This window comes from Neisseria montereyensis (assembly GCF_024834045.1).
Classification (GTDB): Bacteria; Pseudomonadota; Gammaproteobacteria; order Burkholderiales; family Neisseriaceae; genus Neisseria; species Neisseria montereyensis.
Genome location: NZ_JANUXW010000001.1, coordinates 184,537 through 210,492, shown reverse-complemented (window position 1 = coordinate 210,492; position 25,956 = coordinate 184,537). Strand labels below are relative to the sequence as shown.

Genomic DNA, 25,956 nt, shown 5'->3' with positions numbered 1-25,956 from the left:
AATCTAAATTATAGCAAACCAACCAAACCGAAAACATACAATGTTTTAACATGATATCAAGTCATTTATTATGAAAAAGACAATGTGGTTCTCTCAGATAGCCATACATTTTTTAAAACTACTAGCAATAATAAAAAGCGTGTAAGTAAACTCACACGCTTTTTATCTGGCTGGGGAGGAAGGATTCGAACCTTCGCATGCTGGAATCAAAATCCAGTGTCTTAACCACTTGACGACTCCCCAAAAGGAGTTGGCTGGGGAGGAAGGATTCGAACCTTCGCATGCTGGAATCAAAATCCAGTGTCTTAACCACTTGACGACTCCCCAACACATCTTAAACTTTTATCATTGAAGCAACGGATGTCGGATAAGACCCTCTACACAATATGCTTCACAAATATCCGAAATCTGACGATAAGCAGCCAATGCCTCTTCTTTATTTTCAAAAGATATAAATAAACAGGAGCCGGAACCGGTCATTAAAGTTTTACCAAATGGTTCGAGCTGTTTATATACTTTTAAAACTTCAGGGTATTCTTGAAATACCACTTCCTGCATATCATTCCTGAATGGCTGCAATGATTCGAAAGACGGCATTATGCTGGGTTCGGAATCCCGTGTCAAGCGCCTATGCGAAAAAATCGCGGCGGTACTCACTTCTACCGGCGGCCGGGCGACAACAAACCATTGTTTGGGTAAGTTAATTGCCTGTAGCTTTTCTCCTACTCCTCTGGCAAATGCATTTTTTCCAAAGACAAAAAACGGCACATCCGCACCAAGCTTAAGCCCTAAATTCATCAAATCGCTGCATGACAAACCACATTTCCATAGCCGGTTCAATACCATCAAAACCGTTGCGGCATCGGAACTCCCGCCACCTAAGCCTCCTCCCATCGGTATACGCTTTTCCAACCATATATCGGCACCGGCAAATTCAATATTCGCATAAGGCTGCAAAATAGCAGCAGCGCGATAAGTCAAATCACACTCTATTGGCACACCAGCCACCGGCGTATGCAATATTATTTTATTGTCATTGCGCACAGCCAAATAAACGGTATCCTGCAAATCAATCAGACAAAAAATACTTTCCAAATCATGATAGCCGTCTGAACGCTGACCGGTGATTCTCAAATCTAAATTTAGTTTGGCTGGTGCAGGATAAGCAGGTATATTTTCAGGAACAACGATTTTCATAGATTAAATATCCTTACTCCCGTGCCGCACATTGATTGGGAGCATTAACAGCTGTTAACTGTTGCATCTGATCAAATACCAAACGCAAGGTCAGCTTGGGGCTTTCTAATAATAAAATACGCGGGCTGCCGTCTTCATTTAACAAACGGGAAACCGTCCATTCAAATTGTTGTAACCGCCCATCATCCAATAATCGATAGGGGGCATTTTTTACCCATTGTCCATTCGCCCAGACATGCAGATATTGAACCGGCAACTCAAATCCCAATAACTGCCTGCTTAATGCTTGCGGTGTATCTGCATGATATATTTTACCTTTTCCATCTATAGCCAATACGCCTTGGCTATCTTGGCAAAGCTGGCCCAATGTACTGCCTAGCGGTGTGTTGATATTAATAGTCTGAACCTGATTTTGATAACTCCAATCAAAATTGGCATAAGAGCCTTTGCCATCCGCCTGTACTGCCAACCGCCCGTCGGCATTAAAATCTGCAATATCGGTTTGGGCATGCCAGCTTTCTTTAGCCGTCATTTTAGGCTGGGCACACGCGGCTAATATCACTGCGGAAATAACATATGAAATGAATGTGGATTTTCTTTGCTTCATGACTACGGCACACCTATTTAGTCTCAATATCATTGTGAATTTAAAAGGCCGTCTGAAGAACCAAACCATAACGATTTTTTCAGACGGCCTTTAATTAAGTTTATTTCTTTTTCACCGTTGTTTTAGGTAGTGTTACCCCAAAACGCTGTAACGTTTTTTTCAGCAAGGCGGTATCACCTTCTTTGGTTAAACCTTCCTGCCATACTTGGCGGGCCTTATCCTGTTGTCCTAATTTCCATAACACTTCACCCAAATGGGCGGAAACTTCGGCATCAGGGTATTCTTTAAATGCATATTCCAAGTAAGGTAAGGCAGTTTGCGCATCGCCTTTTAAATAATATACCCAGCCGAGACTATCGTTAATGGCGGCAGACTCCGGCTCTTGCTGATAAGCTGCCTGAATCAATCTGAATGCCTCTTCAATATTGTAATCAGGCAAAGACAGCATGGTATAACCCAAAGCATTCAAGCCCGCCGCACTATTAGGGCTCAATGCCAGATAACGGCGTAAATCCACTATGGCTTTTTCCGGGCTGTTCAGCTGATCGGCATACAGCATAGCACGTTGATAAAGGATATCCGGCAGATATTCCCGACTATTAGGCTGTTGCTCCACCGAGGTAGCCAGTGCATTTAATTCTTTCAATACTTCCTGAGGGTTGTTATTTTTGCTCAATGCAAACAAATATACCCGCTGGATATCGCCCATATTGAAGAAGCGCCCTTCTTGATCAGGTAGTTGACGGGCTCGGCGTACTTCAGCCAAAGCATTAGCACCGTTGCCCTGCTCTGCTTCGATAGAGGCGCTCAAGACAATTTTATCGAAGGCATATTCGGGTGAGGTGATTTTATCAGCCCACGCTTTCGCTTCTTTAAATTTTTTGGCTTCCGCATAACGCATGGCTCCGATAACGGCGGCACGACTTTTTTGCTCGCCGGTTCCGATTCGGTAAGCTTTATCTAAATAATTACCGACAACGGAAACATCTTCCTGACGGGTAACCGATAAAATGGCAGCCTGAATATATAAATCTGCATTAGGATTTTCATTTAATAATGTTTGTAACCGTCGGTATGCTCTATCCGGTTGTCCTTGTGCAAGCAAACTGCTGATTTCCAACTCCTGCCACACCGGTGAAAGTTTCGAGCTATTGGTCTCATCAAAAAACCGACTCAAAATTTTCGGACTATGGCGCGCAACCAAACGCAAGGTCACTTCGGTAGGCGGCAAGATTTGGGTATCCAGTTCGGCCAATCTCTGCAAAGCGGCTACTGCATCCCGTTCTCTACCCCTTTGCGCACTGAAAATCACATCGGCAATGGCTGCTTCCGGCATAGATTTGTATTCTCGCGCCGCTTTGTGGATATCTTTACCGGCTTTTTGTGCCAAATCCGACTGTTGCAGACTCAACTGCGCCAACATTAAAAAGATACGGCGCACCCGTTCTTCACCGGCATGATCCAAGATATCTTTCAACTCTCGGCCAGTCGAATCATTTTGACCGATAACCAAATTGCGCATCCATGCCATACGTCTTTGCGCTTCACCCGGTTCGGGTTCGATTTCGCGCCATTTTTGAAAAATCTGTTCTGCCTGCCGATAAGCATGTAATGAAATGGCCATTTCCATAGCACGTTCTGCCACGGCTGCATCTTTGGTACGGTCCAGCATCACGATATAAGTGGCTAAAGCCGTGCCTGTTTGCCCCTTTTGCAGCGACATTTCACCGCCTAAAAGGGTAAACAATTTATTGGCCCTATCAACAATACCGACACGGCGCTCATACTCCGAAAGCCTTTCGTTCGAGCGATCCGAGTTAGAACCCGTTGTAACAGGATTAACCGACCTCACATACTCTTGCGGCTGTTTTGTAGCTTCGCCCAAAGCATTGGCTTGGGCTGCAAACAACAACAATACTGCCGCAACAGAAGAACGGATTCGGACATTTCCAAAAAACATAATACTTCCTTCAATGTTGTATGTAGAGAAACAGACTGTTTTTTCAGACGGCCTGTATTCCAATATAAAGATGTGCGATACTTTTAACTTATAAAACTGCGTGATATTGATACTTTATCACAAGCTATGTGTTTTGTTGATATTGCGACTATCATAACGATAAACAACCACCAGACAAAAATTTAAAACATACAGGCCGTCTGAAACCATTGGCAACACCACATGATGACTTATAACGAATTAACTCAATTTTTTACACACGCCGCACACTATCCGGCCGAAACCGGCCGCCGTAGAAATACATTACTTAACAATAGAACAATGCGTGAAGCCGCTGTTTTACTGGCCGTGGTTTTCCGAGAACAGCAATGGCAAATTCTATTAACCAAACGTTCCGCCGCCCTTTCCAACCATGCCGGACAAATTGCGCTGGCCGGCGGCAGCCGTGATCAAGAAGATGCCAGCCTAACCGATACCGCGCTACGCGAAACCTTGGAAGAAACCGGCATTCAGAAGCAATATTGGGAAACGTTTACGCCCTTTCCGGCTTATTACACCCCGTCCGGCTATTCTGTTTCCCCGATACCCGCCCTCTGCACCACCAGTCCGCAAACCACACCGAACAGCGATGAAGTGGAAGAAATTTTTTACCTACCCTTGGCTTTGGCCTTAGATAAATCTTCCTACACCAAACGCAAACTTCAATATAGCGGCACACACATCAATACGCCGGCACTGCCCTATTTGGATTACGATATCTGGGGATTAACCGCCATGATTCTTTACGACTTGGCAGACCGTTACAGTCAATACCGCCAAACTGCTTAAACAAATACTTTATAGCCGATTTTAAATTATCGTGATAAACCATAGGCCGTCTGAAAACTTTCAGACGGCTTAATACTGTGTATTCAATATTCCCACAACTATCAGACATCCTGAACGGTTTGCCCCAATAATTGCTCACGGGTCAGCAGGAATACAAAACCGTCACCACCGCTGGTTTCCATCCAAGTAAACGGCAGTTCGGGATAAGCAGCTTCCAACACATCACGGTTATGTCCGATTTCAACCAACAGCACACCTTTCGGATTCAGAAATTTCGCTGCTTGCAGAAGAATCTCACGGGTCGCATCCAAACCGTCCGAACCGCTGCCCAACGCTAATTCAGGTTCGTGCAGATACTCCGGCGGCAATGCCTCAACCGATTCCTCATCCACATAAGGCGGATTGGATACGATTAAATCGTATGTATCTTCCAAGCCCTCAAATAAATCGGTATGAATCAGGTTAATTCTGTCTTTTAAATCATAATCTTCAACATTAATGGCCGCCACTTCCAATGCATCCAAACTCAAATCTACCGCATCGATTTCGGCTGCCGGATAATGATAGGCCATCTGAACCGCCAAACAACCGCTGCCCGTACATAAATCAAGGGCACGGTGAACCAACTCTTCATGCTCTATCCACGGTTGCAAACGCTCGCCCAACAGCTCGTAAATAAACGAACGCGGCACAATCACCCGCTCATCCACATAAAAATCAAAATCACCCTGCCATGCCTGATGGGTCAGATAAGCCACAGGAACACGGGTTGTTACCCGTTGTTCAATCAACGCCAGCACCTGTTCTTTTTCACTTTGCAGTAATACCGCATCCAAATACGGATCTAATATATCCAAAGGCAAATGCAGAGTATGCAAAATCAAATAAGCCGCTTCATCATGGGCATTATCGCTACCATGCCCGAAATACAAACCTGCTTCATTAAATCGGCTAACGGCAAAGCGCAACAAGTCGCGGACAGTCGAAAACTGTTTGGCTGCTTCGGCAAACATAAAAAATCTCTGTTCTATTTAGAAAAACGCGATTATATCGCCAAACAACTTAATGGTTCTACAAAGTTTCAATCAACAGCCACCCCTCATTAACACTCAGCGAAACGACACTCAAAAGCCATACATTCCCAATCAAGTGGGATGCCGCCTTTCAGACGGCCTTATATCTTTTACTTCTATCCATAAAAAAAAACGTTATTTCCGACATTTGATTTATTTACTTAATATCTATCCCCAAACACTTTACAAAACCCTATCCTAAAAATAAGAAAGCACACATGGACTACCTACCGATTTTTATCAGCCTAAAAAACCGCCCCGTATTGGTCGTCGGCGGCGGCACTGTCGCACAACGCAAAGTTGATATGCTACTGAAAGCCGGCGCCCAAGTCAGCATTGTTGCCAAAAAGCTAAGCACAACACTCCAAACACAACACACATCAGGCAACGTGCAATGGTTAGGGCAGGATTTCACCGAAAGCCAATTAGATAACGTTTATCTCGTGATTGCCGCCACCGACGATGCCGCACTCAACCGCCGCGTTTTCGATGCCGCCGAAGCCAGACAACGGTTGTGCAATACGGTAGACGACCAAGACCATTGTAATTTTATCTTTCCGGCCATTATCGACCGTAGCCCGATTCAGCTCGCCATTTCCAGCGGCGGCACTGCCCCCGTATTGGCCAGACTACTCCGCGAAAAACTCGAGGCCTTGCTACCGCAAAATCTCGGTTTAATGGCACAAACTGCCGCCAAATGGCGGCAACGGGTGAAAGAATCTCTACCTTCCATCAGCCAACGCCGCCGCTTTTGGGAACGCCTATTCGCCGCCCCGACTTTCCAACATCTAACCGCCACCCATCAACCAGACGAAGCAGATGCTTTTCTCGCAGAACAACTCAGCGCCCCCCAATCCAACCAGGGCGAAGTCACTTTGGTCGGTGCCGGGCCCGGCGATGCCGGACTGCTGACGCTGAAAGGTTTGCAAAAAATCCAAGCCGCCGATGTAGTGTTGTATGACGCACTGGTATCCGAACAAGTATTGGAATTGGTTCGACGCGATGCCGAAAAGATTTTTGTCGGCAAACGGGCAGGCAATCATCACGTCCGCCAAGAAGAAACCAACCGGATGCTGGTCGAATTGGCTCGGCAAGGTAAGCGCGTAGTGCGCTTAAAAGGCGGCGATCCGTTCGTATTCGGACGTGGCGGTGAAGAACTGGAAACCCTAAAAGAAGCCGGTATCACCTTTGAAGTGGTACCGGGCATCACCGCAGCCTTAGGCGCAACCGCCTATGCCGGCATACCACTCACCCACCGCGACCACGCACAAACCGCCATGTTTATCACGGGACACTGCCGCGTTGATGGAAAAACATTGTCTTGGTCAACACTGGCGCAAGGCAATCAAACCTTAGTGGTGTATATGGGCACCATTAAAGCCGCCGAACTGGCCACCGGACTCATGGCAAACGGTCGCAGCGGCGATACTCCGGCCGCTGTCATCAGCAAAGGTACTTTGCCCGAGCAAAAAGTTTACTCAGGCCGTCTGAAAGATTTACCCGAGCTTGCCGCCCAAGCCGAAAGCCCTGCTTTGATGGTAATTGGCGAAACCGCCGCACTCCGAAATGAACTGGCTTGGTTTGGCACCGTGCCAGCAGAACAACCGGCAAACCATACCAATGCCACTATTTTGGCCGCCTGAAAATAATAACAACAGGCACATGCCAACCCTCAATCTCTGAACACCATTATTTAATCCAATATAAAAATACAAGGAAACGCCATGAATGCCATTCCTACGGAACTGATGCAAGCCCTACAAAACCTAAACCCACAACAGCTGGCTTGGCTTTCAGGTTGGTGTTGGGCAAAATCAGACGGCACCGTTTTATCCGCTGCCGCGCCCACAGCAGCCCAAACACCGGCCACAGCAGCCGCACCCACTGCCGAAGCTTTAAAAATTACCGTTTTATCCGCCTCCCAAACAGGCAACGCACGCCAAATCGCCGACGACTTAACCACACGCTTAACAGCAGCCGGTTTATCGGTATCGCATATCCATGCCGGCGACTACAAAACCAAACAATTGGCCGATGAAAAACTGCTCTTATTGGTTACCTCCACACAGGGCGAAGGCGAACCGCCAGAAGAAGCCGTTAGCCTGCATAAATTCCTAACCGGCAAAAAAGCCCCGAATTTAAACGGCCTCAAATTTGCCGTACTCGGCTTGGGCGACTCCAGCTATCCGCAATTTTGTGCCGCCGGTAATATCTTTGATGCACGCTTGGCCGAGTTAGGCGGCACCCGCCTAGCAGATCGTACGGATTGTGATTTGGATTTCCAAGCAACCGCCGCCGCTTGGTTGGAAAAAATCGTACCGATTGTCGAAGAACAAGCCGGCAGCGCAACGGCTCACAATAGTGTAGCCCTTGATACCTCAAACGAAATACACACCCCAAGCTTATTCCATAAAGAGAACCCTTTCCCCGCCCCATTATTGGTTCGCCAAAAAATTACCGGCCGCTACTCAGATAAAGATGTCCGCCATATCGAATTGGATTTAAGCGGTTCCGGCTTGCAATACCGTGCAGGCGATACCTTAGGCGTATGGTTTGATAATGATACGGCGCTGGTCGATAGCATTTTGGCCGCCGTACAACTCGACGGTTCGGAAACCATCGAACTCAACACCCAAACCAAAACCATTCGTGATGCACTGATTCATGATTTAGAAATCACACAAAACACACCGCAATTCACCAAAGGCTATGCCGAATTAGCCGGTAACGACGAACTTTCGGCAGCCGTCGCCGCAGACTTACACGGCTTTATTGCCGCCAACCCGATTGCCGGATTGGTAGAAAAATACCCGTCCAAGCTCACGGCCACCGAATTAAGCAGCTTATTGCGCCCTATTTCACCGCGTTTGTATTCCATCGCCTCGGCGCCGGAGGAAACCGACGAAGAAGTTCATCTTACCGTCGGTGCGCTGCGCTATACCTATAACAGCAAAACCTATACCGGCGGGGCCTCCAGCTATTTGACCGAACGATTAGAAGAAGATGGTTCGGTGCGTGTGTTTATCGAACACAACCCTTCATTCAGACTGCCTGAAGATCCGAATACTCCGATTATTATGATTGGCGCCGGAACAGGCATCGCCCCTTTTCGTGCCTTTATGCAGCAACGCGCCGCTACCGAGGCTGAAGGTAAAAACTGGCTGATTTTCGGTAATCCGCATTTTTCCGAAGATTTCCTATACCAAACCGAATGGCAAAGCTTGGCTAAAGACGGCTATCTGCACAAATACAGTTTTGCCTGGTCGCGTGACCAAAAAGAAAAAATTTATGTGCAAGACAAAATCAGAGAAAACAGTGCCGATGTATGGCAGTGGCTGCAAGATGGTGCCTACCTCTACGTTTGCGGTGATGCCGCACGCATGGCGAAAGATGTAGAAGCCGCATTATTAGACGTTATCAGCCGTGAAGGCGGCCTCAATGAAGAGGATGCGGAAGAATATCTCGACAACCTCAGACAAGAAAAACGCTACCGTCGCGATGTGTATTAATACATACACACTTACCAAGTGGTTATAACTGATAGCAATAAGCAATGAATCATAAATTATTTCTTTTTAATTTATCAATAATTTATGATGAAACCCATCTATAAACCAATATGATGAAAGAACAATAATGACAAAATCGCTATTAAACATTACTCCGATAAAACCCACAATCGGTGCCATTATTCACGATATCGACTTAAACCGGATTGATGAAGATACCCGTGCCGCCATCAAACAAGCTTTGTTGGATTATCAAGTTATCTTCTTCCGTAACCAACAGCTTCAGCCTACCGCACAAACGGCATTGGCTCGACAATTCGGCAGCCTACATATTCATCCGGTTTTTCCCAATCTGCCCGAAGCACCGGAAATTATCGTACTAGACAGCCATCGTTTGGATCTGCGCGACAACGAGCTATGGCATACCGATGTCACGTTCAGCAAAACCCCGCCGATGGGCTGCGTATTAAAAGCTGTCAAAATACCCGAACACGGCGGCGATACCATGTGGGCAAGCGGAACGGCAGCATTCGATGCGCTAGAGCCTGAGTTGCAGGAAAAACTAAAAACACTTACAGCCGAACACGATATCCGCTTATCTTTCCCTGAAGAGCGTTTTGCACGCAGTGAAGAAGAAAGACAAAAACTGGAAGCGGTTATCGCCAAAAACCCGCCGGTGACCCACCCCGTAGTGAGAACCCATCCTGAAACCGGCAAACAGGCTTTGTTTGTTAGCGAAGGCTTTACATCACGCATTAACGGTTTACCCGAAGAAGAAGGCCGCGCCCTGCTGAATTTCCTAACACAACATGCCATCAAACCCGAATTCCATCTGCGTTGGCAATGGCAGGAGGGTGACGTTGCCATTTGGGACAACCGCTGCACCCAACATAAAGCCTTATTCGATTATGGCGACGCACACCGCATTATGCACCGCGCCACCGTAAACGGCGGCGAGCCGTATTTTAAAGAAACGGCTTTAGCCGCCTAATATCGGTAGAGAAATGTAATGCCGTCTGAACAGGCTTCGGCTTTCAATATAAATAATAAATAGTTTCAGACGGCCAAGAGGATAATTATGACCCAAGCTACCAAGCAACCAAATATCTCTTTTTATGAAGCCATCGCCATCAGCCTCGGCGCCATTATCGGCTGGGGTGCTTATGTGATGCCCGGCGATTTGTTTCTAAAATCAGGATTATACGGCTCATCGGCTGCCATTCTTATCGGTACTTTATTGATTGCCCTTATTGCCAAACCTTATATCAACCTTTCCTCAAGGGAATCAGACCGCCGTTTGGGCAGTATCGGCTGGATTGCCACACACCTAAACCGCACACACGCCCTTATCTACAGTTGGTGCATATTGGCAGGCTATATCGCCATCATTGCCCTGAATATTTCCGCCATCACCTTACTGATGCGCTACTTCCTACCCGCGTCATGGCAAATCGGCTACCTTTATACCATTTCAGGTTGGGATGTTTATGCCAGCGAAGCCGCCGTCTGCATGGCGGTTGTCTGCCTGTTTTCCTATACCAACTATAAAGGCATTCGTGCAGGGGCAAAAACCCAACTGTATATCGCCCTATTGATGGTATTGTCGCTGTTTGCCTTATTGGCAGCTTCTTTATATGCGGCGCCAAACCATATCCTGCCATTGGTTTCCGCCGAAATACATCATGCTGGTTCGGAAAACAGCACATGGTTGGCCGTGCTCGCCGTGATGCCTTGGGCTTATATCGGTTTTGAAACCACCCCCCAGCTTTCCAAAGTGATCAGCCGTTCCAAAACGCAGACTAAATTTATTATTTTATTTTCCATCGCTGCCGGCTGTTTTTTCTATTTAGCCATTAACTACCTAACCGCCCTGAATCTGAATTTCGATTATGCGGCCATTGCCCATTCGCCATGGGCAACCGGCGAAGGCATCCGCCATATCGCAGGCACATGGGGCATGGCCATTTTGGCAACGGCGATGGTGTGCTCGATTCTCAGCGGCATCAACGGCTTTATGTTGGCCACCGGCAAACTGTTCGAATCCATGCACGATTTAGGTGCGCTGCCCTCATGGTTGACCGCACCCGACCGTAGCTTTTCCCAAAAACGAACCGGTTTGCTGATTTTGGTTTTGTGTCTGTTTGCCCCGTGGCTGGGTAGAAACCATCTGTCGGATATGGTGAATACCGCCTCTTTCGGTATTGCCATCGGCTTCTTTTATGTCGCCTTTGCCGATTTGGTTCGTTTGAGAAAAAATGCCCGACACCCTATTTCCGCCTATTTAGCGGTCATCACCAGCATCGTCTTTATTGTTTTACTGCTGATGCCCGATGCACTCAACCACTTATCGATGAGTAGCCTCGGCATTATGATTACCGCGCTGGGCTTATGTTTTGCATACCTTGTATTACGATGCCGCCGGCTATCTTGCTAAACCCAAACCACACACTTTACCCATACCAACAACCAAATATACCGGCACCATTATCCGTTGTTGCCGACTACCATTAAAGGAACACCATAATGAATGATAAAACCCCAAAACTTTCCGATAACGAACGCCTAAAAGGGCAAAGCGATTATTTAAAAGGCACTATCAAAGAAGACTTACAAGAACAGCTCACCGGCGGCTTCAAAGGCGACAACTTTCAGCTTATCCGCTTTCACGGCATGTATGAGCAAGACGACCGCGATATCCGCGCCGAGCGCCTCGAACAAAAACTGGAGCCGAATAAAAACGTGATGCTGCGCTGCCGCTTGCCCGGTGGTATTATCCAGCCCAAACAATGGCTCGGTATCGACCAATTCGCCGACGAGCACACGCTTTACGGCAGTATCCGGCTGACCAACCGCCAAACCTTCCAATACCATGGCGTATTGAAAAGCGACATCAAACCCATGCACCAATGGCTGCATCACCTCGGCTTGGATTCCATCGCAACCGCCGGCGACGTTAACCGCAATGTATTGTGCACATCCAATCCGGTAGAGAGCGAACTACACCGCCAAGCTTACGAATGGGCGAAAAAAATCAGCGAGCACCTACTGCCCAAAACCCGCGCCTATGCCGAAATCTGGCTGGACGGCGAGAAAGTGGAATCCACCGAAACCATGCCGCCCACGCCGCTTAAAGACGGCGTGAAAAGCGGCGACCAAACCGAACCCGTACTCGGCAAAAACTACCTGCCGCGTAAATTCAAAACCACCGTGGTGATTCCGCCGCATAACGATGTCGATTTACACGCCAACGATTTGAACTTTGTCGCCATCGGCGAAAACGGCAACCTAATCGGCTTTAATGTATTGGTCGGCGGCGGTCTTTCTATGGAACATGGCAACCACCAAACCTACCCGAACACCGCACAAGAATTCGGTTTTATCCCATTAGAAAAAACACTGGACTGCGCCGCAGCCGTCGTATCGGTACAGCGCGACTGGGGCAACCGCAGCAACCGTAAAAACGCCAAAACCCGCTATACGCTGCAAAACAAAGGCATCGACAACTTTATTGCCGAAGTGGAAAAACGGATGGAAGCCAAATTCCAACCGATTCAACCTTATGAATTCACATCACGCGGCGACCGTATCGGTTGGGTACAAGGCGAAGATAAAAAATGGCATTTAACCTTATTCATTGAAAACGGCCGCTTACTCGACTACCCCGACCGCCCTCTGAAAAGCGGTATACGCGAAATTGCCAAAGTTCACAAAGGCGATTTCCGTCTAACCGCCAATCAAAACCTGATTGTGGCCAATGTGCCTGAAGAAGACAAAGAAAATATCGAACGCATTGCCCGCGAACACAAACTGATAAACAATTCCACTACGCCGCAACGCGAACACAGCATGGCCTGCGTTTCACTGCCGACCTGCCCGTTGGCGATGGCCGAAGCCGAGCGTTTCTTGCCGAAATTTATCGACAAAATCGATGAATTGTTTGCCCGTCACGGTTTGTCTGAAGAGCATATCGTATTGCGCGTTACCGGCTGCCCCAACGGCTGCGGCCGCGCCATGCTGGCAGAAATCGGCATGGTCGGCAAAGCACCGGGCCGCTATAACCTGCACGTCGGCGGCAATCGCGAAGGCACACGCATCCCGCGCCTGTTTAAAGAAAATATTACAGAGCCGGAAATTCTGGAAATTATCGACGGCTGGTTGGCTGCATGGGCGGCAGGCCGTCTGAAAGATGAAGGATTCGGCGACTTTGCCGTACGCACGGGCATTATCAAACCCGTAATCAATGCTCCGACAGATTTCTGGGCAACAGAAGAAGCGCTGCCTGCTTAATAAACTCATGGTTGTACTATAAAACTTAAATGCTGCCGTTTCCCCAACAACGGCAGCATTATTTTATAAAAAACCTATCCGGGCATTACAATGAAAAATAAAAAAACACGCCTAAAAACGTGTTGATAGACTAAAATAACGCTTTATGATTTTTCAGACGGCCTCAGCTATGAGCAACGACGATACGCCCAAAAACTATATCACCCCCACCGGCTGGCAAGCGTTAAAAGACGAACTGTATCAGCTCGTGAATAAAGAGCGTCCTGAAATCGTACAAATCGTCAACTGGGCGGCCAGCAACGGTGACCGCAGCGAAAACGGCGATTATCTCTACGGCAAACGCCGCATGCGCGAAATCGACCGCCGTATCCGCTTTCTCACCAAAAGGCTGGAAGCCGCACAAGTGGTCGACCCCGAAACACGGGAAGCCACCGATCAGGTTTTCTTCGGCGCCACCGTCGGCCTGTTGCGCGGCGACGGCAGCGAACAAACGGTAAAAATTGTCGGTATTGATGAAATCGATACGGGCAAGAATAAAATTTCATGGATTTCCCCGCTCGCACGCAGCCTGCTAAAAGCCCACGAAGGCGACGAAGTCGTATTGGCAGGGCCGGAAGGCAAAGAAATTATTGAAATATTGTCGGTTGAATATATCCGCATTGATTAAATTGAATCAAGCGGTATCGCTTATCAAATAAATATTGTTATAAGATTAGGCCGTCTGAAAATTTTTCAGACGGCCTAATCTTCCGTAACCATAGCCGCATCCAACCCATACCATACACAAAACAACCGCAGATTTTTCCCTAGACTAAGTTGTATGAAAAATATTTCAGGTACAATGCGGCTTTTATCCGGATATTTTCATACCATGCTTAAAATCATTTCAGCCAATGTCAACGGCATTCGTTCCGCCTACCGAAAAGGTTTTCATGAATATATCGCTGCTTCGGGGGCGGATATTGTGTGCGTTCAAGAATTAAAAGCACAAGAAGCCGATTTATCCGATGATATGAAAAACCCGCACGGTATGCATGGCGTGTGGCATTGTGCCGAAAAGCGCGGTTACAGCGGTGTGGCCATCTATAGCAAACAACGCCCCGATCATGTTCAAACCGGTATGGGTATTGAAGAGTTTGACCGCGAAGGACGCTTTGTCCGTGCCGATTTTGGCAATCTAAGCGTGATTTCGCTATACCTGCCCTCAGGTACCAGTGCACCGGAACGACAAGAATTAAAATACCGTTTTCTTGATGCGTTTTATCCAATGTTGGCCGAAATGAAAGCAGGCGGACGCGATATTGTGGTTTGCGGCGACTGGAATATCGCCCACCAAAATATTGATTTGAAAAACTGGAAAGGCAATCAGAAGAATTCCGGCTTTCTGCCCGAAGAGCGCGAGTGGATCGGCAAAGTGATTGCCGACTTAGGTTGGGTCGATATGTGGCGCACCCTTTATCCCGACATACCGGGCTATACTTGGTGGAGTAACCGCGGCCAAGCGTATGCCAAAGATGTAGGGTGGCGCATCGATTATCATATGGTCACACCCGAACTGGCTGCTAAAGCTACTCAGGCTTATGTTTATAAAGATGAAAAGTTTTCCGACCATGCACCTTTGGTTGTGGAATATGACTACGCCATTTAAAGATAAAAGCAACTTAATTGATTATGCACAGCCAAGACCTCGAAGATTTAACCCTGCTGCTGATACGCGATGCCGACGAACCCAAAATGTGGATAGACCGTTGGGCCGTCAGCTATCCGACCGTCCGGATGGCCGAAATATCCCGCCATCAAAATATTCAAGAATGGCAAACTACTATTCAGACGGCCTTTGCCACAATATACAGTAAAAATATCGCCGTGGTTGCACACGGTTCGGGTGTATCGGGCTGGCTGGCATGGCTCTATCTGGCCGGGGTTCATACACAAAAGCGTATCCGCACCATGATGTTGGTGTCACCCAATCCTGCGGTTTTTCCCGATGACGAACAGCATACGCTAATGCGGGTACGTTGCCACTGCCCGACAGCATTGGTTATCGGTAACCAAGATACCGTTTGCGCCGAAGAATGGGCGCAGCAACAAGCCGCACTATGGGGCGCACGGTTATTGATAGCCCCACAAGAAGGCCGTCTGAACCAAGGTTTAAACGGTTGGCAATGGGGAGCAAAGCTATTACAGGAAATGTTATTAGCTTAAGTTATCACTAAAATTTTATGAATAAATCATGCGATTAAAGCCGTCTGAAATTGTTCAGACGGCTTTAATCAAAAAGAAACCGGATAGCTTAAACTATCCGGCTTCTTTTTTTCAGACAGCTGCTTTAATCCAATTTAAAGGCCGTCTGAATCTTTGCCATTATACGTTTACTTTTTCGGCTACTTCGTTATAAGTGTCGATTTCGTTAAAGTTCATATAACGGTAAATTTCTGCACCTTGCTCGTTAATAATACCGATATTGGCTTGATACTCTTCAAGTGTCGGGATTTTACCCAGTTTCGAGCAGATTGCCGCCAACTCGGCAGAACCCAAGAACACGTTTGAGTTTTTACCCAAGCGGTTCGGGAAGTTACGGGTTGAAGTGGACATTACAGTCGCACCTTCATGCACCTGCGCTTGGTTACCCATACACAGAGAGCAACCCGGCATTTCCATACGGGCACCGGCACGACCCAATACACCATAGTGGCCTTCTTCGCTCAATTCATGGGCATCCATTTTAGTTGGCGGCGCAATCCATAAGCGTACCGGAATATCACTCTTACCTTCCAACAGTTTGGAAGCAGCACGGAAGTGACCGATATTGGTCATACAAGAACCGATAAATACTTCGTCGATCTTCGTACCGGATACTTCAGTCATGAACTTCACATCATCGGGATCGTTCGGACAAGCCACGATAGGCTCTTTAATATCGTCCATATTGATTTCGATAACTGCAGCGTATTCGGCATCTTTATCGGCTTCCAATAATTGCGGATCGGCCAACCATGCTTCCATCGCTTTAATACGGCGCTCTAAAGTACGCGGATCTTTATAGCCGTTGGCAATCATGTTTTTCATCAATACAACATTAGATTTCATGTATTCGATGATCGGCTCTTTGTTCAGTTTCACGGTACAACCGGCAGCAGAACGTTCGGCGGAAGCATCAGACAATTCAAATGCTTGTTCTACTTTCAAATCGGGCAAGCCTTCGATTTCCAGAATGCGGCCGGAGAAGATGTTTTTCTTACCGGCTTTAGCTACGGTCAGCAAGCCTTCTTTAATGGCATACAACGGAATGGCATTCACCAAGTCACGCAGGGTAACACCCGGTTGCAATTTACCACTGAAGCGTACCAATACAGACTCAGGCATATCCAACGGCATTACACCGGTTGCCGCAGCAAACGCCACCAAACCTGAACCTGCCGGGAAGGAAATACCCAATGGGAAACGGGTATGCGAGTCACCACCGGTACCTACGGTATCGGGTAACAGCAAACGGTTTAACCATGAGTGAATCACACCGTCACCCGGATTCAAAGATACACCGCCACGGGTAGAGATAAACGCAGGCAGCTCTTTGTGGGTTTTCACGTCAATCGGTTTCGGATAAGCAGCAGTGTGACAGAAAGACTGCATCACCAAATCGGCAGAGAAGCCTAAACAAGCCAAGTCTTTCAACTCGTCACGGGTCATCGGGCCGGTGGTATCTTGTGAGCCCACTGTAGTCATACGCGGTTCGCAATAAGTACCCGGACGAACACCTTTGCCTTCAGGCAGGCCGCAAGCACGGCCAACCATTTTTTGTGCCAAAGAGAAGCCGGCATTGCTTTCGGCAGGTGCTTTCGGCAAGCGGAATTCGGTAGAAGCAGGCAGGCCTAAAGCTTCGCGGGCTTTGGCAGTCAAGCCGCGACCGATAATCAGGTTAATACGACCACCGGCTTGAACTTCGTCCAGCAACACTTCTGATTTCAATTCGAATTCGGCTACGGTTTCGCCGTCTTTCACAATTTTGCCTTCATAAGGCAGGATGTCGACAACATCTCCCATTTTCAACGCTGATACATCTACTTCAATCGGCAATGCGCCGGAGTCTTCTTGGGTATTGAAGAAAATCGGTGCGATTTTACCGCCCAAGCAGATACCGCCGTAGCGTTTGTTCGGTACATACGGAATATCCAAACCGGTATGCCAAATCACAGAGTTGGTAGCGGATTTACGCGAAGAACCGGTACCGACTACGTCACCGACATAAGCCACAGGGTGGCCTTTGGCTTTTAATTCTTCCAACAATTTGATAGGACCGATTTCGCCGGATTTATCGGGTGTAATACCGTCGCGCGGGTTTTTCAGCATAGCCAAGGCATGCAGCGGGATATCCGGACGCGACCATGCATCCGGTGCGGGAGACAAATCATCGGTATTGGTTTCACCGTCTACTTTGAAAACGGTTACGGTAATTTTTTCAGGCACTTTTTCACGCTCGGTAAACCATTCGGCATTGGCCCAAGATTCCATAACGGCTTTGGCATATTCATTGCCTTGTTCGGCTTTTTCCTGAACATCATGGAATGCATCGAACATCAATAATGTATGTTTCAGGGCTTGAGCGGCAATCGGTGCCAGTTTTTCATTATCTAAGAGTTCGATTAGCGGGTGGATATTGTAGCCACCGAGCATCGTGCCCAACAATTCGGTTGCGTATTCGGGTGTAATCAGCGGGGTGCTGACACTACCTTCGGCAACAGCGGCAAGGAAAGATGCTTTCACTTTGGAAGCATCGTCCACACCGGGCGGTACGCGGTGGGCAAGCAATTCGACTAAGAACTCACCTTCGCCTTCAGGCGGATTTTTCAACAGTTCGACTAATTCGGCAGTCTGTTGTGCGGTGAGTGGGAGGGCGGGAATGCCCAGAGCTTCGCGCTCTGCGGCAGCTTTGCGATAAGCTTCTAACATCTCGTGGTTCCTTTTAGTGATTTTTCTTCTCAGGGGTGGCATATAACATAAAAATACAGCATCGACACAAACAAATCATTCGGTTTATCCGCAACAATGGCATAATATGTTGTATACCGTAGTCTATAGATAATAAACTAAAATCGTATAAATAGGAACTTTCTTTAAGACTTTTTATAACCGCCTTTAAGACTTTTTATAGCAAGAGGGCCGCCTGAAAATATTTTCAGACGGCCCTCTTGCTAGGTAATAAAAATCTTTATCAATCCCGTGACTTACCTGCTATAAAAATTGACCACAATAACAATATGTTCAATTGCCCCAACACAATAATGGCAGCAGCTTTGCACAACTCTTCCAATGTCCAGTCACCGATAATAGGGTTATATAGTAATGCTTGGTGTTCACGGACAATCAGATAAGCTGTCAACAACCACAACGACCATGTAATAATAAAAATCAACATGCTTTTGGTACTGATTACCCTGTTGGGATTACGCGCTTTATGAATCACCATTAATTCGCGTAGATCTTGCATTTGTTCCGTCATAATATGCTCCTTTCTTATTATTGAAGTATCAATTACTTTTATTGCACGCCTCTATCAGGGCTAACCCATGTAGCCTTACGGTGTTTGTCACGAAACAAGGCTTTGGGAAAGCCATGAATCAATGTAACGCTATTTATCAACCAAAATGCATAGGGATACCAAATACAACTGATGAAATAACGAAACAAATTCCGTTCATAACGGCTGTCGATAAATATGCTCACTGAAAACTGCAAAATGAACATCATGAATGTCATCAAACTGGCTACTTTAAACGGGGTAAAGTCATGTTGATAGCCGAATATCCATCCTAAAACACCCAACAACGTAATAATGAATAAAGCATAAGCCCAAAATAGCGTTAAGAAATATTCGATATAAAGCGGCCATAACCGGATATTTTTCAGCTTCCAGATATGTTTTAAATATTTCATAATGACTTCGGCACCGCCCTGCGCCCAACGTAACCGCTGACGGTATAAGCCGCGGATGGTTTCCGGCATCAACACCCAACATAGGGCGCGTGGTTCGTAAGCAATGTTGTAGCCGGCCATCTGGGTTTTCCAACTGATATCAATATCATCTGTAATCATGTTGTCGCTCCAACCGCCGATTTCATTTAGTACTTCCTTGCGGATACACATGATTACACCGGATACGGTAAATAAAGTGCCTACTACGCTTTGTGAGCGTTTAATCAAACCGATAATGGAACTGAATTCTGCCACTTGGAGTTTGCCCAAAACGGTACTGCGGTTGCGGACACGCGGGTTACCGGTTACCGCACCTAAATCAGGATTGTTTTCCATATTCTGAATCATGTATTCAATGGCGCTGTAATCCAAAATGGCATCGCCGTCGATACCGACGATATATTCGCCCTGCGCATGCCGTGCACCGGTGTTCATAGCCACCGCTTTACCGTTGTTCGGCTGGTCGATAACAACAATTTTCTCGGCCTCCAAGGCCCAACGGCGGATAATTTCCAAAGTATTGTCGCTACTGCCGTCGTTAATAAAAATAAGTTCGTAGTTCGGATAGGTCAGATTTAATAGATGCGGGATAGAAATATCCAGATTGTCTGCTTCGTTGTAGCAGGGAATCAGCACACTAACCATAGGTGCATATTCCCGGAAAGCATATTCCGGCTCTTCCGTACGGCTTTCCCAAAACAGAAAATAAAACAGACCGGATAACGTCCAATACATGGCCATAATGCCCGGATATAGCATGACGAAAACGGCTAAATATTCATACCAGTCCATTTGGTATATTCCTTATTGGTATTGTTTGTATCGGCAACCAATTTTCTTTATTCATTTGCTTGTCAAAGCAATGACATTCATATTTTGGCGTCACATTTTTCAGACGGCCTCCTTTACACATAACGCAATAAGAGGCTTACTCAAGCAACCCATTTACATCTATATTTATTTGATTACTTTACTGAAAATATCGGTCGAACATTTTCCATTAACGGCTGATTCCCCAGATAATCATCCGGCGAATAAGCCAAGTTTTTCACGCCTTCTTTTCTCAACAGCTGCATCCAGCTAACCATTTCTCTACTATCAATCGGCTGTCTGGTATCCACATCAACAGATTGAAGTTCAAATACGGTTTTATCCAACGGCACACCACTGTCTTTCACATCTGCAACCAGTCCGCTCATCCATTTTTCTGCGGCTTGACGATTGGTTTTCACACCACCTGACTCATAAGGCATAGCGATAATGGCGGTATAGTTATAATTCTGTGTAAACAGCGGCAAATATGCAGTAAGCCTTTGTTTTACCTCTATATCATTTCCTTCTACATACAGATTGCGAACAGTCTTTAATTCTTGAGGTCCGTTGAAGCTGTATTTCAATACCGCCTGCTTAAGTAGATTGGAATAATTGATTAGATTGCTTCTTTGCTGCCCTTCTAAAACGACATCGGATACAGGGCGCTTCATGGCAATATTGCCTCCGTCGCCTGCTATCAAACTATCCTCGCCGAATACCAACCCGTTAAACCGGCTGTTGAAAGCCAAATCTTCATAAAGATCGACGACCGCTTGGCGGTTTTGACTACTGGATGGGGATAAATACAATTTCTTACGCGCACTTGTACGACCGCTATCCTTATCGGTGATGTATTCATAGCCATCACCCAAATCAAAGGCCGTCATAGGCATCTGTGCATAAACTTTCACACCGGAACGGGTCATCATCTGCCATGCAACACGGCTGAACAAATCGGCTTTCATTTTTAAATGCCGATTGGGGAAATAGGCCGAATCCACCAGTCCGTCGCCATCTTCATCAGAAAAAGCTTGCAGATAGACGGTAGTTACACCCATTTTGTAAACCCGCTCAATCAACTTATCGAATTTACTTTCCAATTTTTTCGGATCGGCATCGTAAAGAGAGTCCAAATCGATATACATCGCCCGTTGGTGCGGCGGCGTATATATGGCTTCATCCAAATAGGCTTTCATAAGGGCATAACCGGTTTCGTTATCCACCAAAGCCCTACCGATACTATGCTGTTCAACGGTATTCAGTGTGTTATCAAATAAAGTAAAGTCATTGGTGAGCCCCACACTGTGGGCAATGGCCTGCGCTTCCTGACTAAATTGCCCGTAAGGCCACACTAAAACATTCGGGCGAAACCCTGTACGTTTGGTGATGATATCTACCGATTTTTGCAAATCATCGCGTATGCGTTTTTCATACTCGGCTTTTGTTTCATAACGGCCGTTTTTATATTCGGGGAACATAGCGGCAAACTGCGTACCATAAGGATTTCCGGTCACACTGTGATGCAGGTCATGCGTATGCGAAGCCACTTCGACTAAACCGCTTTGCACCATTTCACGCATTTGTGCCCAAGTAATAAAAGCGGAGCGCGGCAATTTTTCTTTACCATAAGTAATCATGCTGCCTTCCGGCTGCTCCAACCAGGAAGTCACCAAAGCAAAAACAGCCGGATAGTTATAAGCCTTCAATAACGGATAAATTTTGGTGTAAAAACTGGCATAACCATCGTCGAAAGTGAGTAATACCGGCTTGGGCGGCAGCTCGCCTTTGCCTGCACGCGCATCTTCAATCTGTTTGAAGCTCACCGGTGTATAACCGTTATCACGCAGCCAGTTAAAATGTGCTGTCAACCGTTCGACAGTAATGGTTTGCGGAAAATATTGGCGTTTCATTTCGCCTTTCATATCCGCCATATCATTTGCTACATCCACACTTCCGAGAGATTGAGCCCCATCAATCACATCGTGATAACAAATCACCCCGTAGCGTACATCGGCGGCATAAACCGTTTGTAAACCGCAGGCTAAAAACAGACCGGCAAGCAGGTGGGTATATTTCATTTTGTTTGCTTTTCTAATATTTGGTTAACATGATGAATCGGCTTTCAGGCAGTCAGAAATCTGTAGGCCGTCTGAAAATCTTTTATTCAGTTATCTATCAATATAATTTCAGGCTAAGATTGAGACTGCCGAAATTGTGATATTCGGGTGCGCCGTCATATACGGCTTGACGACGGCCGAATTCATATCCCAATACCGCGCGACGACCGAAGCTCCAACCATGCCCGTATTTAATCTGCCAAGTGTTTTCGGTTTTCCGTCCCGTTTGGCTATAGCGCCCTGCGCCGCCGCTTAGGGTTTGTCTGAAAATAATTTGGTTGTCCATCGGAATGGTATAAGTCAGAGCCAAGAGACCATCAAAACTCTTATTCTTTTCAGGGTTATAATAAAATGCTTCGGGAATATTTTTATTTCTGCCATAGTCGGCAGATAAAGAACCGTCTAACTTCCAACGGTTATATTGGAAAATATTATGATTCAGCCAAATACCGGCACTCTTGCGGGTATTGCCGTCATCAAACTTGAAGATACCGGCACTTGCACCAACCGTTGTTTTGGCCGAAGGGTTATACCTTGCACCAATCGAATATTCATCGGCATACACACCTTGCTTTAACGCTTTGACCGGTGTGTTTTCACTATTGATAGCAGCGCGGGCATTCAGGCTTAAATCATCATTTACACGATAGTCCACACCCAAAGAGCCATAGCCTTTATCGTTGAGCTGGGTTCCCCGACCTGCTTCCGCCTGAACCACAAACGGATGCAAATTTACTTCTAGGCCTGCGCCGACGCGGCCGCTTGCCAATTGATCACCGTGATTAGGAACATGAATACGCTGTTGAAGCACATAAGCACGATGCCCTTCACGGCTGCGCGGACTATATAATTGCATGGTCTCGCTCCATTCCGTACCGTCTTCCGGTGAAGTCGCTTTCATTGCGGAACCGGAAATATTCAGTTGTGCCGCACGTTCCAAATCATAGGCTCGCCAAAAATCATTGAGGCCGACTTCATCGCGTGATAATCCTATGGCCAAGTCATTAACGGCAGACCAATTGCCTGCGGCCATATAGGCTGTTGCCGATTTGGCATCTATAAATTGTTGTTCCCGTTCCGGCAAATACTCGCGTGCTTCATCAAAATAAGCCACCGCCTCATCTTCTTTACCGTCTGACTGCTTAAATTCACCCTGCAATATCATGGCCCACGGATCGGCGGGATGCTCGTCAAGCCAGCTATCCATCAACACCTGCGCACCTTTTGCATCACCTTTCCACGCTTTCAGGCGGGCATTCCAAAAATATGCAGTCTCATAATATGGATTTTTAATTTGAACATTATGTGTAAAATCAGGAATATATTGACTTGTATTCCATAATTTGACATTTTCTTCGGCCTTATCGAAATGCATTAAATCCGACTCTTTACGAACCAGCAGCTCAACCAGCTCCGGATTAATCTTGCCGCTTTTCGTGCTTTCCTGCCGCTTTCTCTCGGCATCCAATATAGGCCCCGCTTTATTGGGACTGCCGGACATTAACAAAGCTTGGACATACTCTTTCTGTACATAAGGCGGTTGCACGCCTTGCTTTTCCAAAATACGGTAATCTTCCAAAGCCTGCTTATTTTTACCAACAGCAACTGCTGCAGCCATACGGTCGCGCAAAGCCTGAGTGTGAATGCCCGTACCCGGTACCGTTTTATCGACAACGGCACTTAGACGTTGGTAAGCCTCTTGTATTTTTGGTGAATGTCCCGCACTGCGCGAAGCACGCAGCGATATAGCGGCCTCCGTGGCTTCCAACCACAATTTATCCTGTTCGTTAAAATAATTCGGATAACGCTCCATCAACCGTTCTTGAAGCGGAAAGAGTTGCATCCGCGCTGCGGTACGGTATAAAGCCAATACATTGTCACGACTTTCCGGATTGGCTTCCAACTGCTTCTGCTGTTGCACCAACTGCACGGACAATGGCAAGATAAACTGATTTAGATAATTTTCAGCCTGTCGTATATCCGCATCGTCTCCAAAACGCTGCTTGTAAGCTTCAATCTGATTTTTAGCCGCTGCATATTCGGCCGCATCCGTCGCCGCTAAAGCCGCTCCCAAATAACCGACTTTACCGGCAGGCATTTTAATTTGGAGCTGACTGTATAAATCATAGGCCAAACGGGGTTGGCGGACATTTCTTGCCGCCTTACCGAGATTTTCCAATTCGTCCGGCGCATAATCCGTTACCGCACACGTCGGGCACACCGCCAACGCTTCGGCAGATTTATTCTGACGCAGCAGTAAAGCGATTAAATCTGCCCTCACTTTCGCATCGCCGCTTTGCGCATACAGTTTTTCCATTTGCGCGGCAGCTTCGGCCAATTGGGCGGCTCCATTGCGTGCATGTAAAGCCCAATGCTCGCGCTCGGCTTGAATATCTTGTGAAACGGCATAAGGTACGGACGCCAAAATAGCGACCACACAAAATGAGAATGGGTGGATTCGGCTCATAATATGAAGAGGGCTTTTAAAAATGTTTATACTTTAATAATCTGCATCTTAAATGCTTTTTGCATATTGGCAGTTGTATTAAAAAGATTAAATAGAATGTTTTAGCGATACAGGAAAATATCCAAAACAAATAGTCAAACTGAGAATTTATTATTAGAAAGCTTATATCAATTTAGCTAAAGATTGCTTGAGTAACACTTAAACGGTCGAATTACCGACTTGGCGGAATTATCGCCAGTTTTGGTATAATTGCACTAAAATAAATAACTTATATAAATATTCATTTATTCAAATATAATTTAATTAGATAATTTAAAAAATAGACATTCACCATATTACTTGTTCATCTCGCTACTTTCGCGCACAATATCTACTTAAAAACAAGTTAAGGCTGACAACCCCCATATAAATAGGTAAATTTAATATACATATAAAATAATTTATTCAAATATTTATATTTCCGGTTTAACCGAAACATCAAGCCGTCTGAAAAACCGACAACCCAACCAATCTATAAAACAGATAAACCAAGGAGAAAAAGATGCCCCAACTTCACCAAAACAACACCGTCTGTATCGTGATCGATATTCAAGAACGCCTGAATCCCGTATTGGCCGATGCCGACACCATGGTCGAACGCAGCAGAGTATTGCTACAAGGTTTACAGGCCATCGGTATCCCGCTGCTGGCTACGGAGCAATATCCGAAAGGCTTAGGGCATACCGTTCCCGCCATCCGCCTGCTGCTCGACGGTGTACCGATATTTGAAAAAACCCTGTTTTCCGCTTTCCTGCCCGAAATCAAAGAGGCATTAGAGAAGCACCATGCCGAAAATGTGATTTTGATTGGTGCCGAAACCCATGTTTGCATGTTGCAAACCGTATTGGATATGCGCTCTGCCGGCCTGAACGTTTATGTACCCTTTGAATGCACCACATCACGCGCACCCGCTAATAAAACCAATGCCTTAGAGCAAATGCAGGCCGCCGGTGCCGTGGTGTCCAATGTTGAAAGCCTGCTGTTCCAACTGCTGGGCGATGCCAAACATCCCGTATTCAAAACCGTATCCAAACTGATTCAATAAAACGGCAAACCGCGGACAACCACCCCGATAAATATGCCGTA

The 25,956-nt window shown here is 46.6% G+C and carries 19 protein-coding genes and 2 tRNA genes; 10 read left to right on the top strand and 11 right to left on the bottom strand.

Going from position 1 to position 25,956, the window contains the following annotated elements:
- Positions 1-167: 167 nt before the first annotated feature.
- The 5 genes from NXS09_RS00925 to NXS09_RS00905 form a co-directional block, all read right to left on the bottom strand.
- Positions 168-243, bottom strand: a tRNA-Gln gene (locus NXS09_RS00925).
- Between the two features lie 8 nt (positions 244-251).
- Positions 252-327 (bottom strand) — tRNA-Gln (locus tag NXS09_RS00920).
- An 18-nt stretch (positions 328-345) separates the two neighbouring features.
- The gene (gene ispE, locus NXS09_RS00915; protein ID WP_434802992.1) at positions 346-1,191 is read right to left on the bottom strand and encodes a 4-(cytidine 5'-diphospho)-2-C-methyl-D-erythritol kinase; all 846 of its coding nucleotides are present in this window, start codon (positions 1,189-1,191) and stop codon (positions 346-348) included.
- Between the two features lie 19 nt (positions 1,192-1,210).
- Positions 1,211-1,804, bottom strand: coding sequence for a lipoprotein insertase outer membrane protein LolB (gene lolB / locus NXS09_RS00910; RefSeq protein ID WP_259290686.1), 594 nt, complete (start codon positions 1,802-1,804; stop codon positions 1,211-1,213).
- Between the two features lie 100 nt (positions 1,805-1,904).
- Positions 1,905-3,764: a tetratricopeptide repeat protein gene (locus tag NXS09_RS00905; RefSeq protein WP_259290685.1), complete on the bottom strand. Its 1,860-nt coding sequence runs from the start codon at positions 3,762-3,764 to the stop codon at positions 1,905-1,907.
- A gap of 222 nt (positions 3,765-3,986) precedes the next feature.
- Here NXS09_RS00905 and NXS09_RS00900 point away from each other — a divergent pair, with 222 nt between their 5' ends.
- Complete coding sequence (locus NXS09_RS00900) at positions 3,987-4,592, top strand: NUDIX hydrolase (RefSeq protein ID WP_259290684.1); 606 nt, start codon at positions 3,987-3,989, stop codon at positions 4,590-4,592.
- Positions 4,593-4,693: 101 nt separating this feature from the next.
- Here NXS09_RS00900 and prmB read toward each other — a convergent pair whose 3' ends face one another.
- Complete coding sequence (gene prmB / locus NXS09_RS00895) at positions 4,694-5,605, bottom strand: 50S ribosomal protein L3 N(5)-glutamine methyltransferase (protein WP_259290683.1); 912 nt, start codon at positions 5,603-5,605, stop codon at positions 4,694-4,696.
- Positions 5,606-5,883: 278 nt separating this feature from the next.
- Here prmB and cysG point away from each other — a divergent pair, with 278 nt between their 5' ends.
- The 8 genes from cysG to NXS09_RS00855 all read left to right on the top strand — a co-directional run bounded on the left by cysG (position 5,884) and on the right by NXS09_RS00855 (position 15,666).
- Positions 5,884-7,308: a siroheme synthase CysG gene (cysG, locus tag NXS09_RS00890; protein ID WP_259290682.1), complete on the top strand. Its 1,425-nt coding sequence runs from the start codon at positions 5,884-5,886 to the stop codon at positions 7,306-7,308.
- An 81-nt stretch (positions 7,309-7,389) separates the two neighbouring features.
- The gene (locus NXS09_RS00885) at positions 7,390-9,174 is read left to right on the top strand and encodes an assimilatory sulfite reductase (NADPH) flavoprotein subunit (protein WP_259290681.1); all 1,785 of its coding nucleotides are present in this window, start codon (positions 7,390-7,392) and stop codon (positions 9,172-9,174) included.
- A gap of 127 nt (positions 9,175-9,301) precedes the next feature.
- A complete protein-coding gene (tauD, locus tag NXS09_RS00880) occupies positions 9,302-10,165 on the top strand; it encodes a taurine dioxygenase (protein WP_259290680.1) in 864 nt (287 codons plus the stop codon).
- 87 nt (positions 10,166-10,252) lie between these two features.
- On the top strand, positions 10,253-11,608 hold the full coding sequence (locus NXS09_RS00875) for an APC family permease (RefSeq protein ID WP_259290679.1): 1,356 nt from the start codon (positions 10,253-10,255) through the stop codon (positions 11,606-11,608).
- An 89-nt stretch (positions 11,609-11,697) separates the two neighbouring features.
- A complete protein-coding gene (cysI, locus tag NXS09_RS00870; protein ID WP_259290678.1) occupies positions 11,698-13,461 on the top strand; it encodes an assimilatory sulfite reductase (NADPH) hemoprotein subunit in 1,764 nt (587 codons plus the stop codon).
- 169 nt (positions 13,462-13,630) lie between these two features.
- The gene (greB, locus tag NXS09_RS00865; protein ID WP_151050556.1) at positions 13,631-14,128 is read left to right on the top strand and encodes a transcription elongation factor GreB; all 498 of its coding nucleotides are present in this window, start codon (positions 13,631-13,633) and stop codon (positions 14,126-14,128) included.
- 204 nt (positions 14,129-14,332) lie between these two features.
- Entirely contained in the window at positions 14,333-15,109 is a 777-nt protein-coding gene (locus NXS09_RS00860) for an exodeoxyribonuclease III (RefSeq protein WP_259290677.1), read from the top strand.
- Positions 15,110-15,132: 23 nt separating this feature from the next.
- Positions 15,133-15,666, top strand: a complete 534-nt coding sequence (locus tag NXS09_RS00855; protein ID WP_259290676.1) for an alpha/beta hydrolase — start codon at positions 15,133-15,135, stop codon at positions 15,664-15,666.
- 159 nt (positions 15,667-15,825) lie between these two features.
- On the opposite strand, the gene acnB is transcribed toward NXS09_RS00855, so the two are convergent.
- The 5 genes from acnB to pgaA all read right to left on the bottom strand — a co-directional run bounded on the left by acnB (position 15,826) and on the right by pgaA (position 24,831).
- Entirely contained in the window at positions 15,826-18,411 is a 2,586-nt protein-coding gene (gene acnB / locus NXS09_RS00850; RefSeq protein ID WP_259290675.1) for a bifunctional aconitate hydratase 2/2-methylisocitrate dehydratase, read from the bottom strand.
- A 262-nt stretch (positions 18,412-18,673) separates the two neighbouring features.
- Entirely contained in the window at positions 18,674-18,961 is a 288-nt protein-coding gene (locus NXS09_RS00845) for a hypothetical protein (protein WP_259290674.1), read from the bottom strand.
- A 38-nt stretch (positions 18,962-18,999) separates the two neighbouring features.
- Positions 19,000-20,226 (bottom strand): poly-beta-1,6-N-acetyl-D-glucosamine synthase, encoded by a 1,227-nt coding sequence (gene pgaC / locus NXS09_RS00840; protein WP_259290673.1) that lies wholly within the window; start codon positions 20,224-20,226, stop codon positions 19,000-19,002.
- A 173-nt stretch (positions 20,227-20,399) separates the two neighbouring features.
- Entirely contained in the window at positions 20,400-22,325 is a 1,926-nt protein-coding gene (gene pgaB, locus NXS09_RS00835) for a poly-beta-1,6-N-acetyl-D-glucosamine N-deacetylase PgaB (protein WP_259290672.1), read from the bottom strand.
- Between the two features lie 97 nt (positions 22,326-22,422).
- A complete protein-coding gene (gene pgaA, locus NXS09_RS00830) occupies positions 22,423-24,831 on the bottom strand; it encodes a poly-beta-1,6 N-acetyl-D-glucosamine export porin PgaA (protein ID WP_259290671.1) in 2,409 nt (802 codons plus the stop codon).
- Between the two features lie 541 nt (positions 24,832-25,372).
- Here pgaA and NXS09_RS00825 point away from each other — a divergent pair.
- Positions 25,373-25,915, top strand: coding sequence for an isochorismatase family protein (locus NXS09_RS00825; protein WP_259290670.1), 543 nt, complete (start codon positions 25,373-25,375; stop codon positions 25,913-25,915).
- The last annotated feature ends 41 nt before the right edge of the window (positions 25,916-25,956 follow it).

Excerpts from the sequence above, each read along its gene's own strand:
- NXS09_RS00860 (WP_259290677.1), top strand. The coding sequence starts at position 14,333 with ATGCTTAAAATCATTTCAGCCAATGTCAACGGCATTCGTTCCGCCTAC.
- NXS09_RS00905 (WP_259290685.1), bottom strand. The coding sequence starts at position 3,764 with ATGTTTTTTGGAAATGTCCGAATCCGTTCTTCTGTTGCGGCAGTATTG.
- pgaB (WP_259290672.1), bottom strand. The coding sequence starts at position 22,325 with ATGAAATATACCCACCTGCTTGCCGGTCTGTTTTTAGCCTGCGGTTTA.
- pgaC (WP_259290673.1), bottom strand. The coding sequence starts at position 20,226 with ATGGACTGGTATGAATATTTAGCCGTTTTCGTCATGCTATATCCGGGC.
- cysG (WP_259290682.1), top strand. The coding sequence starts at position 5,884 with ATGGACTACCTACCGATTTTTATCAGCCTAAAAAACCGCCCCGTATTG.
- cysI (WP_259290678.1), top strand. The coding sequence starts at position 11,698 with ATGAATGATAAAACCCCAAAACTTTCCGATAACGAACGCCTAAAAGGG.
- pgaA (WP_259290671.1), bottom strand. The coding sequence starts at position 24,831 with ATGAGCCGAATCCACCCATTCTCATTTTGTGTGGTCGCTATTTTGGCG.
- greB (WP_151050556.1), top strand. The coding sequence starts at position 13,631 with ATGAGCAACGACGATACGCCCAAAAACTATATCACCCCCACCGGCTGG.
- tauD (WP_259290680.1), top strand. The coding sequence starts at position 9,302 with ATGACAAAATCGCTATTAAACATTACTCCGATAAAACCCACAATCGGT.
- NXS09_RS00855 (WP_259290676.1), top strand. The coding sequence starts at position 15,133 with ATGCACAGCCAAGACCTCGAAGATTTAACCCTGCTGCTGATACGCGAT.
- NXS09_RS00825 (WP_259290670.1), top strand. The coding sequence starts at position 25,373 with ATGCCCCAACTTCACCAAAACAACACCGTCTGTATCGTGATCGATATT.
- NXS09_RS00845 (WP_259290674.1), bottom strand. The coding sequence starts at position 18,961 with ATGACGGAACAAATGCAAGATCTACGCGAATTAATGGTGATTCATAAA.
- NXS09_RS00875 (WP_259290679.1), top strand. The coding sequence starts at position 10,253 with ATGACCCAAGCTACCAAGCAACCAAATATCTCTTTTTATGAAGCCATC.
- acnB (WP_259290675.1), bottom strand. The coding sequence starts at position 18,411 with ATGTTAGAAGCTTATCGCAAAGCTGCCGCAGAGCGCGAAGCTCTGGGC.
- lolB (WP_259290686.1), bottom strand. The coding sequence starts at position 1,804 with ATGAAGCAAAGAAAATCCACATTCATTTCATATGTTATTTCCGCAGTG.
- NXS09_RS00900 (WP_259290684.1), top strand. The coding sequence starts at position 3,987 with ATGATGACTTATAACGAATTAACTCAATTTTTTACACACGCCGCACAC.
- NXS09_RS00885 (WP_259290681.1), top strand. The coding sequence starts at position 7,390 with ATGAATGCCATTCCTACGGAACTGATGCAAGCCCTACAAAACCTAAAC.
- prmB (WP_259290683.1), bottom strand. The coding sequence starts at position 5,605 with ATGTTTGCCGAAGCAGCCAAACAGTTTTCGACTGTCCGCGACTTGTTG.